This is a genomic window from Arsenicicoccus dermatophilus (assembly GCF_022568795.1).
GTDB lineage: Bacteria > Actinomycetota > Actinomycetes > Actinomycetales > Dermatophilaceae > Arsenicicoccus > Arsenicicoccus dermatophilus.
This window is the reverse complement of the sequence record NZ_JAKZHU010000001.1, coordinates 806,300-819,247: the sequence shown is the minus strand read 5'-3', so window position 1 is coordinate 819,247 and position 12,948 is coordinate 806,300. Positions and strand designations below refer to the sequence as shown.

Annotated in this window: 10 protein-coding genes; 2 read left to right on the top strand and 8 right to left on the bottom strand. The window is 73.2% G+C overall.

Annotation, left to right across the window (positions count from 1 at the left end):
- Nucleotides 1–29 precede the first annotated feature (29 nt).
- On the top strand, nt 30–1,049 hold the full coding sequence (locus MM438_RS03920) for a serine hydrolase (protein ID WP_241451219.1): 1,020 nt from the start codon (nt 30–32) through the stop codon (nt 1,047–1,049).
- A gap of 117 nt (nt 1,050–1,166) precedes the next feature.
- Here the strand turns inward: MM438_RS03920 and guaA are convergent, their stop codons facing one another.
- The 5 genes from guaA to MM438_RS03895 all read right to left on the bottom strand — a co-directional run bounded on the left by guaA (nt 1,167) and on the right by MM438_RS03895 (nt 7,263).
- Nucleotides 1,167–2,759 (bottom strand): glutamine-hydrolyzing GMP synthase, encoded by a 1,593-nt coding sequence (gene guaA / locus MM438_RS03915; RefSeq protein ID WP_241451217.1) that lies wholly within the window; start codon nt 2,757–2,759, stop codon nt 1,167–1,169.
- Nucleotides 2,756–3,100 (bottom strand): DUF3817 domain-containing protein, encoded by a 345-nt coding sequence (locus tag MM438_RS03910; RefSeq protein ID WP_241451215.1) that lies wholly within the window; start codon nt 3,098–3,100, stop codon nt 2,756–2,758. The genes guaA and MM438_RS03910 overlap by 4 nt, the downstream gene beginning before the upstream one ends.
- Nucleotides 3,097–3,882 carry an SURF1 family protein gene (locus MM438_RS03905; protein ID WP_241451214.1) on the bottom strand — a complete coding sequence of 262 codons (786 nt, stop codon included), beginning with the start codon at nt 3,880–3,882 and terminating at the stop codon, nt 3,097–3,099. The genes MM438_RS03910 and MM438_RS03905 overlap by 4 nt, the downstream gene beginning before the upstream one ends.
- 42 nt (nt 3,883–3,924) lie before the next feature.
- Complete coding sequence (locus MM438_RS03900) at nt 3,925–5,328, bottom strand: beta-propeller fold lactonase family protein (protein ID WP_241451213.1); 1,404 nt, start codon at nt 5,326–5,328, stop codon at nt 3,925–3,927.
- Between the two features lie 330 nt (nt 5,329–5,658).
- Nucleotides 5,659–7,263, bottom strand: a complete 1,605-nt coding sequence (locus tag MM438_RS03895; protein WP_241451212.1) for a succinic semialdehyde dehydrogenase — start codon at nt 7,261–7,263, stop codon at nt 5,659–5,661.
- A 71-nt stretch (nt 7,264–7,334) separates the two neighbouring features.
- Here MM438_RS03895 and MM438_RS03890 point away from each other — a divergent pair, with 71 nt between their 5' ends.
- Nucleotides 7,335–8,765: a glycosyltransferase 87 family protein gene (locus MM438_RS03890; protein WP_241451210.1), complete on the top strand. Its 1,431-nt coding sequence runs from the start codon at nt 7,335–7,337 to the stop codon at nt 8,763–8,765.
- On the opposite strand, the gene MM438_RS03885 is transcribed toward MM438_RS03890, so the two are convergent.
- The 3 genes from MM438_RS03885 to guaB form a co-directional block, all read right to left on the bottom strand.
- Entirely contained in the window at nt 8,713–9,990 is a 1,278-nt protein-coding gene (locus tag MM438_RS03885) for an aspartate aminotransferase type Ic (RefSeq protein ID WP_241451209.1), read from the bottom strand. The genes MM438_RS03890 and MM438_RS03885 overlap by 53 nt on opposite strands.
- 220 nt (nt 9,991–10,210) lie before the next feature.
- Nucleotides 10,211–11,332 (bottom strand): GuaB3 family IMP dehydrogenase-related protein, encoded by a 1,122-nt coding sequence (locus MM438_RS03880; RefSeq protein WP_241451207.1) that lies wholly within the window; start codon nt 11,330–11,332, stop codon nt 10,211–10,213.
- A 28-nt stretch (nt 11,333–11,360) separates the two neighbouring features.
- On the bottom strand, nt 11,361–12,881 hold the full coding sequence (gene guaB, locus MM438_RS03875; protein ID WP_241451206.1) for an IMP dehydrogenase: 1,521 nt from the start codon (nt 12,879–12,881) through the stop codon (nt 11,361–11,363).
- Nucleotides 12,882–12,948 lie beyond the last annotated feature (67 nt).

Below are 12,948 nucleotides of genomic sequence, written 5' to 3'. Positions count from 1 at the left end.
GCCGCCCCACTGGTGTGACGATGGGTGACATGCCCACCCTGCCGTTGCTGCGCCGTCTCGCCCCGGTGCTGGTGGCACCACTCCTGCTCGGATCGGCCGCCTGCGGCGACGTGAGCTCCCGCGGCGCCCTGCCCGCGGAGACGGTGACCGCCCCGTCGGTCACCCACACCCGCCTGCCCGACGGCAAGGTCGTCGGGCCCGGTGGCAAGCCGGTCGCCCCACCGACCACGACGCCACCGGTCGTGCCGAGCTCCCCGCCGACCCCGGCCACGCCCCCCACCCCCGCACCGGGTGCGACCACCACGACCCCGGCCGCACCGACCTCTTCCCGGCCGGCGGTGACGCGGGCGACCTTCGACCAGGTGGCCTTCGACTACCTGGAGGAACGCAAGGGGGTCTACGGCTTCGTGGCGAGCGACCTCACCACCGGACAGACCGTGGAGCACCACCCCGAGCAGCGGTGCCAGACGGCTTCCCTCGTCAAGCTCGACGTCCTGCTCACCCTGCTGCTGCGGCGCCAGGACGACGGTGGGCCCAGCAGCAGCGAGCGGGCCCTGGCACGCCGCATGATCGTCAGCTCGGACAACGAGGCCACCACCAAGCTGTGGGGCATCGTCGGTGCCGACGCCGGGGTCCGCCGGGCCAACAAGACCTTCGGCCTCACCGAGACCGAGCCGGGCGCCCGCTGGACGTGGGGCATGACCACCACGACGGCCCCGGACCAGATCAGGCTGCTGCGCAACCTCGTCAAGGACGGACCGCTCACCCGCGAGAGCCGCGACTACGCCCTGGGCCTGATGAGCGACGTCGAGGAGTACCAGGCCTGGGGCATCTCCGCCGCCAACCCCAAGCGCGAGGCCGCCCTCAAGAACGGCTGGCTGCCCATCGACGAGGGCTGGGTCGTCACGTCCGCCGGTCGGGTGCGCACCGCGGGCGGCCACGACGTGCTCATGGCCGCGGTGTCCTGCCATGGGCGCTCCCAGGAGCACAGCGTGGAGTCGATCGAGCATCTGGCCTCCCTGGCCGCCACCGCCCTCGACCAGAAGTAGCCCCGCCCGACGACACCGACCGTCGCACCGTGCACGAGAGCCCTGGACCGGATCGGTCCAGGGCTCTCGTGCACGGTGCTCACGGCTGCAGCGCTCGCGTGCGGAGGACTCCCGTCGTCACTCCCACTCGATGGTGCCCGGCGGCTTGCTGGTCACGTCCAGCACCACCCGGTTGACCTCGCGGACCTCGTTGGTGATCCGGTTGCTGATCAGCGCCAGGGTCTCGTAGGGCACCCGCGACCAGTCGGCGGTCATCGCGTCCTCGCTGGACACCGGCCGCAGCACGATCGGGTGCCCGTAGGTGCGCCCGTCGCCCTGCACCCCGACCGAACGGACGTCGGCGAGCAGCACCACCGGGCACTGCCAGATCTCGCGGTCCAGGCCGGCCCTGGTCAGCTCCTCGCGGGCGATGGCGTCCGCACGGCGCAGGATGTCCAGGCGCTCCGCGGTGACCTCGCCGATGATCCGGATGCCGAGCCCGGGGCCCGGGAAGGGCTGACGCCAGACGATGGCCTCGGGGACCCCCAGCTCGAGCCCGACCTGACGCACCTCGTCCTTGAAGAGGGTGCGCAACGGCTCGACGAGCGAGAACTGCAGGTCGTCGGGGAGCCCGCCGACGTTGTGGTGGGACTTGATGTTGGCCGCGCCCTCGCCGCCGCCGGACTCGACGACGTCGGGATACAGGGTGCCCTGGACGAGCCACTTGACGGGGTGCTCCTCGTCGCCGCGGTCCTGCACCACGTCCCGGGCCGCCTGCTCGAAGCTGCGGATGAACTCCCGGCCGATGATCTTGCGCTTGGCCTCCGGGTCGGTGACCCCGGCCAGCGCGTCGAGGAACTGGTCGGTGGCGTCCTGGACGATCAGGTCGACGCCCGTCGCCGCCACGAAGTCCTCCTCGACCTGCTCGCGCTCGCCGGCGCGCAGCAGCCCGTGGTCGACGTGGACGCAGGTGAGCTGGTCACCGACGGCGCGCTGCACGATGGCGGCGGCCACGGCGGAGTCGACCCCGCCGGACAGGGCGCACAGGACGCGGTCCTCGCCCACCTGCTGCCGGACCCGCTCGACGAGCTCCTCAGCGACGTTGCCGGGCGTCCAGTCGGCGGCGAGACCGGCGCCCTTGGTCAGGAAGTTCTCCAGCACCCGCTGCCCGAAGGTCGAGTGCATCACCTCGGGGTGCCACTGCACGCCGTAGATCCGGCGCTCGTCGTCCTCGAAGGCCGCGACCGGCGTCCCCGAGGTGGAGGCGGTCACCCGCATCCCCGCGGGCGCCTCGGTGACCGAGTCGCCGTGGCTCATCCACACCGACTGGTCGGCGGGCTGGCCGTTGAAGAGCGTCGAGCTCGCATCCAGCACCTGCGCCTGGGTCGCGCCATACTCGCCCAGACCGGTGTGGGCGACGGTGCCGCCGAGCGCCTGGGCGATGGACTGGAAGCCGTAGCACATGCCGAAGACCGGCACCCCGGCCTCGAGGAGCGCCGGGTCCAGGCGGGGGGCGCCGTCCTCGTAGACCGAGGAGGGACCGCCGGACAGGATGATCGCGGCCGGGTCCTTGGCCAGGATCTGCTCGGTCGGCCAGCTGTGCGGCACGACCTCGGAGTAGACCTTGGCCTCGCGGACGCGGCGGGCGATGAGCTGGGCGTACTGCGCGCCGAAGTCGACGACGAGGACCGGTCTGGCCTGCAGGGACTCGCTGGTGGGGGGCTGGCTCACGCGGCCAGCCTACCCTTCACCTCGCGGGCCACCCGCCGCTCGACGACGAAGGACAGGAAGGGCACGACGCCCGCCAGCATGACGCCGACCATCTTGCCCAGCGGCCACCTGGCGGCGAAGCCCAGGTTGGCCGTGCAGGCCAGGTAGATCATGTAGAGGAAGCCGTGCGGCATCGCCCACCAGGCGAGGGCGTCGTTCTTCCAGGGGCCGTACTTCAGCACCATCTCCAGGACGAGCAGCAGGAGCCCCACGCCGACCACGAAGGCCATGATCTCGAAGGGCTTCAGGGCCTTGCGGACGGTGTCCGGGTTGTCGTAGCCCCCGGCGGGGTGGGTCGTCATGACGCGTCTCCTGACAGGTGGGTCGGCTGGGCGGGATCAGGATCGGGTATGCCGGAGGGACGCCGCCGGGCCTCGCGGTGGGTGTCGCGCACGGTCCGCCACCACAGGTAGACCGCGAACGCCGCGAAGATCCACCACTGCACGGCGTAGGCCGCGTTGCGCAGGTTGAAGGAGGACTCCGGCCGGGGCGGAGGGATCCGCCGCAGCGCCGCCGGCGCGGTGTCGGGCTGCTCGCCCTGGGCCACGACGAACCCGTTGTAGAGCTCCTGGGGCCAGTGGTTGACGAGCTCGGCCAGGTCGATGCTGCCGCGCTGCCCGGCGGGCAGGGCGCCCGTGGTCCCGGGTGACTCCCCCGGCGCGAGGGTGCCGCTCACGGTGACCTGGGTGGTCGGGGGCGCGGGCGCGTCGGCCGGGCTCGTGACGAACCCGCGGACCACCACGACGCGGGCCCGGGTGCCGGCCTCGTCGAGCGGCGTCACGACCCAGTAGCCGCGCCGCCCCTCCAGGAGCCGGTCGGGGACGAGGAACTGCCCGGAGGCGTCGTACCGCCCGGTGACCAGGACCTTGCGGTTGGACATCTCGCCGCGGAAGGCCGCGTGGGGCTTGATGACCTGGTGCAGCGGGGCGGCGGGCTGGGCCTGCTGGTGCGCGAGGGCGTCCTTGGCCGCGGTGTCGCGCGAGACGTTCAGCTGCCACATCCCGAGCTGGACGAAACCGACGACGACCAGCACCACGGCCGCGAGCAGGGCGAGCAGGCGCGGCTGGAGGGCGGTGCGGATCACCCCTCCACCCTAGTCCGCGGGGCGGGCCCGGACCGTCCCGGCTCAGCCGCTGCTGCTGGTGGTGGCCGAGCCGCCGGGCGTCCCGGCGTCCGTTGGCGTGGTCGTGCCGGTGCTCGGCGCGGTCCTCGTGGCCGGGGAGGTCCCCTCCGCGGTGGGGTCGGACGAGCGCCGGGACCCGCTCGTCGCGGTCCCCGACCCGGTCGGCCGTGGGCCGGACGGCTCGGGCGCGGGCGAGCCGGTGACCCGCTCGTCGAGGATCTGGATCGAGCCGCTGTAGTTCGCGACCCACACGGCGTTGCGGGTGGGCTCGTAGGTCACGCCGATCGGTCTCTGGCGGGTGGCGACCGACTGCACGACGGTCAGGTCGGAGGTGCGCACCTTGGTGAGCGTGTCGGCGCCGTAGCTCGTGACGTAGAGCGCCCGCCCGTCCTTGCTCATCACCATCGACCGCGGCTGGTCGGGCAGGTCCACCCGCCGGTCCACCACGCCCGTGGCGACGTCGATGCGGACCAGGGTGTCGCTGTCGTTGTCGGTGACGTACAGGTGGCGCCCGTCCGCGGACATGACGAGGGCGCGCGGTCCCTTGCCGGGGCTGACCAGCGGCTTGGCGGTGCGGGTGGCCAGGTCCACGGCATACACCGTCTCCCCGCCCATCTCGGCGACGTAGGCCGTGCGGCTGTCGGGGCTGACCGCGATCCCGCGCGGGTGCTCGCCGATCTTGACGGCCGCGACCTCCTTGGCCTGGGCCAGGTCGACGACGGACAGGGTGCCGGAGCACCAGTTCGTCGTCAGCACGGTGCGCTGGTCGGGGGTGATCGCCACGACCTTGGGGACGGCGCCGACCTGGATGACCTGGTCGACCTTGAGGGTCGCCGCGTCGAGGCGGTAGAGGTACGAGCGGTCGACGGTGGTCGCCGTGGTGCAGTCGTCGTAGCCGTTGTGCTCGAAGCCGGGGCCGTACATCGAGTAGTTCGAGACATAGGCCTTGGCACCGTCCGCCGTCCATGCCGCCTCGACCGGCGCCCCCTTGACCGGACCCTGGCTGCCCGTGACGCCGAACCTCGCGAGGTCGATCGTGTCCGGGATCGTCGCCCGCAGCGCTCCGTCCGGGCCGTATGCCGTGATGGTGTGCCGGTACATCATGTTCTGCGCCAGCACCAGTCCGCCGGGGCCCGCCGCCAGGGACTTGGGGGTGATGCCCCCGGTGACCGTGTCCCGCGCGACCAGGCGGGTGCGGCTGACGTCGTAGGCCGCGGCCTGCGCCGTGACACCGGCGGCTGCGGCGGGGGCCGGGCCGGACGCCTGCCTGCCGGAGGTCAGCGAGCGGATCGCTCCCACCGCCTGGACCACCCCGAGTCCGAGCCCGAGCAGCAGCAGGAGCGCGAGGCCGAGGGCGACGCGCCTGCGACGCACGTAGACGGGGTCTCGCAGCACGACGAGCTTCACGACTTGCCTCCGACGGTCGGGTGGCCGGTGTCCGCCTTGGACGTGGGCCCAAACTAGTCGCAGGAGCGGGCATACCCCGGAAGGCTCGCTCGCCGTCATACGAGATGACACATAGTGACGGCCTGCCGCAGCAGAGTGACGATCCGTCCCACGGCGTGGACGCCGGCGAGGCGTCCCGGTGCGGCCGGCCGGTCGGAGAAGGGATGAGGGCGACAGCCTGGGCACGCACGGCGAGCTGCGGGTGGCGCCCGCGGGCAGCCCCACCAGGCGGTGGGGTGCCACAGCTGCTCGAGGGGCGGCAGTGGCCGCGCTGTCAGACGCGGACGCGGGTCAGCGCCAACCGATCCCCCGCAGCGCCCGCAGCCCGGTCGTCAGCGCGCCGGTCCACCGCGCCTGGTCCACGTCGGCCGGCCCCTGGATCGGCAGGAGCCGCTGGACGGCGACGTTCTGCTCCTCGGTGAACCTGCGGATGCCCTCGGCCCCGTGGCGGCGCCCGAGCCCGGACTGCTTCATCCCGCCCATCGGGGCCCCCGTCGCCGACCAGGCCGCGGCATAGCCGTCGTTGACGCCGACGGTGCCCGCGTCGATGCGGCGGGCGAGGGCCTTGCCCCGGCGCACGTCGCGCGTCCACACCGAGGCGTTGAGCCCCAGGTCGGTGTCGTTGCACATCGCGATCGCCTCCCGCTCGTCCCGGGCGACGTAGACCGACACGACCGGTCCGAAGGTCTCGCCCCGGCCGCACAGCATCTCGTCGGTGACGCCGGTCAGGATCGTCGGCTCGTAGACATAGGGCCCGATCTCCGGGCGGGCCCGCCCGCCGGTGAGGACCGTCGCGCCCTTGGCCCGGGCGTCGTCGACGTGCTTCACCACGGTGCGCAGCTGCTGCTCCCCCGCCAGCGAGCCCATGTCCCCGCCATACGCGAGGTCGACGGACAGGCGCACCTGCCGGGTGAGCGCCACGAACCGGCGCAGGAACTCGTCGGCCACGGCCTGGTGCACGATGATCCGCTCCACCGAGATGCACAGCTGCCCGGCGCTCGCGAAGGCCGCCTGCACCGCGCCCCGAGCGGCCCGCTCCACGTCGGCGTCGGCCGCGACATACATCGGGTTCTTGCCGCCGAGCTCCAGCGAGCAGCCGACGAGCCGCTCGGCGCAGGTGCGCGCCACGGTCCGGCCGGTCTGCGTGGAGCCGGTGAAGCAGACGTAGTCCGTGGACTCCACCACGGTCTGCCCCGTCGTCGGCCCGTCGCCGAGCACCACCAGCAGCACGCCCTCGGGCAGCCCGGCCTCCTCCAGCAGCTGCACCACGCGCAGGCAGGTCAGCGCCGCGCGATTGTCGGGGCGCAGCACCACGGCGTTGCCGGCGAGCAGGGCCGGTACGGCGTCGGTGATCGACATCGACAGCGGGTAGTTCCAGGGGGCGACGATGCCCACGACGCCCTTGGGCCGACGGGCGGCCCGGGCCGTGGTCAGGACCGGCAGCCCGCCCTGCGCGGACGTCCCCGCGAGATAGCCGGCCGCCCGGCGCGCGTAGTGCCGCGCCACCATCGCCACGTCCGCCAGCTCCTCGAAGGCGTGGAAGCGCGTCTTGCCCGACTCCAGCTGCACCAGGTCCAGCAGCTCGCCCTGGTGGTCGAGCACCAGGTCGTGGAAGCGCAGGAAGATCCGGGCCCGCTCCCCCAGGCGGGTGCGCGCCCACCGACCCTGCGCCAGGTGGGCCGCGCGGACGGCGGCGTGCACGTCGGCGGGCGACGACTGCGGGACCCAGCCGAGGACCTCGCCGGTCAGCGGCGTCGAGACGGGGTGGGCGGGCAGCGTCCCGTCGGTGACGACCCCGCGGGTCAGCCGGTCGATGGCGTGCTGGGTGACCGCGTGCCGGGGCGCGCCGCCCACGACCGGGTTGCCGGTGTCGCGCGTCGTCGTGTCCGTCGTCATGGGGCCGACCCTACCCGCGCGCCCGGTAAGCGGTGCCCGGCCTGCCCGGCCCACGCCGGTAGGGTCGGCCCATGACGCGAGTGCTGCAGGCCACGGCCGTGATGACGGTGACCTACGCCGCCCTGCTCGCCCTGGGCAACACCGACTCGCGACGGTGGCTCTACACCCTCGTCTCGCTGACCGCCTGGCTGGTCTTCGTGCTCGTCGCGCGGTGGTTCTGGCGGGGTTCTCGGCATACGTCCGGTCGTCCCGCCCGCCCGCTCGCCCTCGTCGCCCTCGCCGCCACCGTCGTGCAGCTCCCCGGCATGCTCGCGGCCCCCGTCGCCTCCACCGACCTCAACCGCTACGTCTGGGACGGGCGGGTGCAGGCCAGCGGCGTCGATCCCTATCGCTACGTCCCCTTCGACGACCGCCTCGCCCACCTGCGCGACCCGATCCTGTTCCCCGGGCTGCGGCCGGACGAACCCTCGGGCATCACCACCGAACCGCTGCCCGACGACCGGGAGGGGGTGCTGCGCGCCGCGCGCAACGACCCTCGCTCGCCCATCAGCCGGCCCCGCTTCCTGACGCCCTATCCCCCGGTGGCCGAGGCCTACTACACCGCCGTCTCGGCCGTGACGCCGTGGTCGTGGGGGTCCAAGGGCTTCCAGCTGGCCGGGGCCGGGCTGGCCGTGGCGACCGCGGTGCTGATCGCCCGCCACCTGCGGCGGATCGGGCGGGACCCGCTGGAGGCACTGGTCTGGGCCTGGTCGCCGATCGTGGTCCTCGAGGCCGGCAACGGCGGCCACGTGGACGTGCTCGTCGCCCTCCTCGTGGTGCTCGCCGTGGGGGCGGCGACCTCGCGGCGCCATCCCCTGCTCGTCGGGACGCTGATGGGCCTGGCCGCCGGCGTCAAGCTCACCCCCTTCGCCATGCTCCCGGCCTTCACCCCCTGGCGGCGCACGACCGTCGACGGGCACCCGGTGCGGGGCGTATGGCGCGCCGTCCGGCGCAGCCTCGTGGTCGGCCTCACCGCGATCGGCCTGGTGGTGCTCGGCTATCTGCCGCACTACCTCGCCGTGGGCCCCGCGATCACGGGCAGCCTGGACGGCTACCTCGCCGAGGAGGGCGGGGAGAACCGCGCCTCCCTGCTGACCCTCGTGCTCCCCCTGCCCGTCGCCAACGTCGTCGCCGTGCTGATCTGCCTGGGGGTCGCCGCCTGGGCGGTGCTGGCACGCGGGGGGCGTGAGGACGAGCCGGCGCTGCCCGCGCTGCACCTGTTCGGGACGCTGCTGCTCACCACCACGCCGGTGCTCGCGTGGTACGCCCTGCCCCTCGTCGCGCTCGCCGTGCTCACCGCCCGCTGGGAGTGGCTGGCGCTCGCGGTCGCCGGGGCCTGCGCCTACGGGGGCCACGGGGCTTACCCCGCGACCCCCGTCGCGTATGCCGCTGCGCTGCTGGTGATCTACTTCAGCTCGCGACGCCGAGCTTCTCGGCCGCGGCCAGCACCACGCACGCCGTGAGCACCCGCATCGCGCGGTCCAGCTCGTCGGTGGTGGGCATGGACGGCGCGATCCGGATGTTCTGGTCCTCGGGGTCCTTGCCGTAGGGGAAGGTCGCCCCTGCCGGGGTGAGCGCCACGCCGGCCTCCTTGGCCAGCGCGACCACCCGGGCAGCCGTGCCGGGCAGCACGTCCAGGCTCACGAAGTAGCCACCGGCCGGGTCCGTCCACGAGGCGATCCCCAGGCCGCCGAGGTCCTCCTCGAGCTGTCGCAGCACCGCGTCGAACTTGGGCTCGAGGATCTCCCGGTGCCGCTGCATGTGGGCGACGACGCCCTCGGTGGTCCTGAAGAAGCGCAGGTGCTGCAGCTGGCTGAGCTTGTTGGGCCCGATCGAGCGGAAGCCGTCGCGCTCGACATACCACTGCACGTTGGCCGGGCTGGCCGCGAAGAACGAGATGCCCGCTCCCGCGAAGGTCACCTTGGAGGTCGAGGCGAAGACGAAGGCCCGGTCCGGGTGCCCGGCCGCCGCGCAGGCGTCGAGGATCGAGTCCAGGTGGGCCTCGGTGTCGCGCAGGTGGTGGATGGCATAGGCGTTGTCCCAGTAGATCCGGAAGTCCGGTGCGGCCGTGGACATCTCGGCGAGCCGGCGGACGGTCTGCGAGGAGTAGGTGACGCCCGTGGGGTTGGAGTACTTCGGCACGCACCAGATGCCCTTGATGGTCGCGTCCTCGGCCACCAGCCGCTCCACGACGTCCATGTCGGGGCCCTCGTCGGTCATCGGGACGGGCACCAGCTCGACCCCCAGCTCGCTCGCCACCGTGAAGTGACGGTCGTAGCCGGGCACCGGCGCGAGGAAGCGCACGGTCTGCCCCAGCCAGGTCCCCTCGCCGCCGGGCGGGGCGTGGAAGAACGACGCCGCCAGGCACTGGTGCATCAGCGCCAGCGACGAGTTGTCCCGCACCACGAGCTGGTCGACCGGCACGTCGAGCAGCGGCGCAAAGATCTCCCGGAGCTCCACGAGCCCGGTCGTCGGGCTGTAGTTGCGCAGGTCGCCCTCGGCCTCGGTCCGGTGGTCACCGGCCTTGAGGATGTCGAGCATCGACTCGGACAGGTCCAGCTGGGCCGCGCACGGCTTGCCCCGGGTGATGTCGAGCTTGGAGCCCGACTCCGTGGCCTCCTGATGCACCCGGCGAGCCCCGTCCAGGGCCTCGCGGAGCTTCTGCTGGTCGACGGTCTGGGTGGTCACGGGGCACCTCCGGGGCGCAGGGGACGGTCGGCCCCTCGAGCCTAGCGGCCACGGCGGGGATGTCGGGCACCGCGCTCGGGGAACGCCACCGGGCGCCTCCGCCGCGCTCCCAGCTCACCGAGCGCGCGGGCTGCCCATGCCCGGCGCGGGCGCACGAGGGGGTATGGCGCCGCGCCCCGCCCAGGTCTGACCTGGGCGGGGCGCGTCCGGTGCGGGCGGCTCAGCCCACGGCGTAGGGGCTGACCACGACCTCGACCCGTTGCAGCTCCTTGAGGTCGCTGTAGCCGGTGGTCGCCATGGCCCGGCGCAACGCTCCGATGAGGTTGGTGGTGCCGTCCGCGGTCCGGGCGGGCCCGAAGAGCACCTCCGCCAGCGGGGCGTCCCCGCCGACGCGGACGCGCTCGCCGCGGGGCAGCTCGCCGTGCCAGGCCTCCGCTCCCCAGTGGTAGCCGCCACCGGGGGCGTCGGTCGCCCGGGCGAGGGCCGCCCCGATCATCACCGCGTCGGCGCCGCACGCCACGGCCTTGACGATGTCGCCGCTGCGCCCGACCGAGCCGTCGGCGATGACGTGGACATACCGACCGCCGGACTCGTCGAGGTAGTCCCGGCGGGCCGCGGCCACGTCCGCCACCGCGGTCGCCATGGGGGCGTGGATCCCCAGGGCCTTGCGGGTGGTGCTCGCCGCGCCGCCGCCGAAGCCCACGAGCACGCCGGCGGCGCCGGTGCGCATCAGGTGCAGGGCCGCGGTGTAGGTCGCCGCCCCGCCCACGATGACGGGCACGTCGAGCTCGTAGATGAACCGCTTGAGGTTGAGCGGCTCCTGGCGGCTGGACACGTGCTCGGCGGACACGGTGGTGCCGCGGATGACGAAGAGGTCGCAGCCCGCGTCGACGACGGTGCGCCAGTGTTCCTGGGTGCGCTGCGGCGACAGGGCGCCGGCGACGGTGACGCCCGCGTCACGGATCTGCTGGAGCCGGTCGCGGATCAGTTCGGGCTTGATCGGCTCGGCATAGATCTCCTGGAGCCGGCGGGTCGCGTCCGTCCCCTCCAGCCGCAGGATCTCCGCGAGCTGGGGCCGCGGGTCGTCGTACCGGGTCCACAGACCCTCCAGGTCCAGCACCCCGAGACCGCCGAGGCGGCCGAAGGCGATGGCCGACTCGGGCGACATCACGGAGTCCATCGGGGCGGCGACCACGGGGTGGTCGAAGTGGTAGGCGTCGATCTGCCAGGACACCGACACCTCCTCGGGGTCGCGGGTGCGCCGGGAGGGGACGATCGCGATGTCGTCGAAGGTGCAGGCCTGGCGGGCGCGCTTGCCGCGTCCGATCTCGATCTCGGTCACTGGGTTTCCTGGTGTGGGAGGGTGCCGCTCAGCGGCCGAAGTAGTTGGGCGCCTCGGCAGTCATCTGCACGTCGTGGGGGTGGGACTCCTTGAGCCCCGCCGCCGTGATGCGCACGAACTGCCCGCGCTGCTGGAGCTCGGGGACGGTGCGGGCACCGACGTAGAACATCGACTGACCCAGGCCACCGACGAGCTGGTGGACCACGGAGGAGACGGGCCCGCGGTAGAGCACCTGCCCCTCGATGCCCTCGGGGACAATCTTGTCGTCGCTGGTCACGTCCGCCTGGAAGTAGCGGTCCTTGGAGAAGGACTTCTTGCCGCGCGAGGCCATCGCGCCCAGCGATCCCATCCCGCGGTACTGCTTGAACTGCTTGCCGTTGACGAAGATCGTCTCGCCCGGGGACTCCTCGCAGCCGGCGAGCAGCGACCCGATCATCACGGTGTCGGCGCCGGCGACCAGGGCCTTGGCGATGTCGCCGGAGTACTGCAGGCCGCCGTCGGCGACGACCGGGACCCCGGCGGGGCGGCAGGCCTTGGCGGCCTCGTTGACCGCGGTGATCTGGGGGACGCCGACGCCCGCGACGACGCGCGTGGTGCAGATCGATCCGGGCCCGACGCCCACCTTGACGGCGTCGGCACCCGCGTCGACGAGGGCCTGGGCCCCCGCGCGGGTGGCCACGTTGCCCCCGACAACCTGCACGTGCCGGGTGGCCGGGTCGGCCTTGAGCCGGGCGATCATCTCGAGCATGAGCTTGGCGTGGCCGTTGGCGACGTCGGGGACGAGCACGTCGACCCCGGCCTCGACCAGGGCCGTCGCCCGCTCCCAGGCGTCCCCGAAGTAGCCGATGGCCGCCGCGACGAGGAGCCGGCCCTGGCCGTCCTTGCTCGCCATCGGGAACTGCTCGCCCTTGACGAAGTCCTTGACGGTGATCAGGCCCTTGAGCCGGCCCTGTTCGTCGACGAGGGGCAGCCGCTCGCGCTTGTGCTGGCGCAGCAGCAGCGTCGCGTCCTCGCGGGAGATGCCCTCGGGGGCGGTGATCAGCGGCATCGGGGTCATCACGTCGCGCACCCGGGTCGTGGCCCACTCGGCGACGGGCGTGAAGCGCAGGTCGCGGTTGGTGCAGATGCCGAGCAGGTGCCCGCCCTCGTCGACGACCGGCAGGCCGGACACGCGGTACTGCCCGCACACGGAGTCGAGGTCCTCGAGGGAGGCGTCCGGGCCGATGGTCACGGGGTTGGTGATCGTGCCGGTCTGGGTGCGCTTGACCAGGTCGACCTGGTAGGCCTGGTCCTGGATCGACAGGTTGCGGTGCAGCACGCCGATGCCACCCTGACGTGCCATGGCGATGGCCATGCGGGACTCGGTCACGGTGTCCATCGCCGCGGAGATCAGCGGGATGCGCAGCTCGATCTCCCGGGTGAGGCGGCTCGTGGTGTCGACCTCGCTGGGGATCACGTCCGTCTCCCCGGGCAGGAGCAGCACGTCGTCGTAGGTCAGGCCGAGGGGGGCAAGCAGGTCCGGCACGGCGGGGGCGTCCTCGAGGCTCATTGCGCCAGTCTACCGAGCCGGCGCGAGCTGGCGGTCCGGTGCGGTGGCGTCCCCGGTGGTGCGAGGG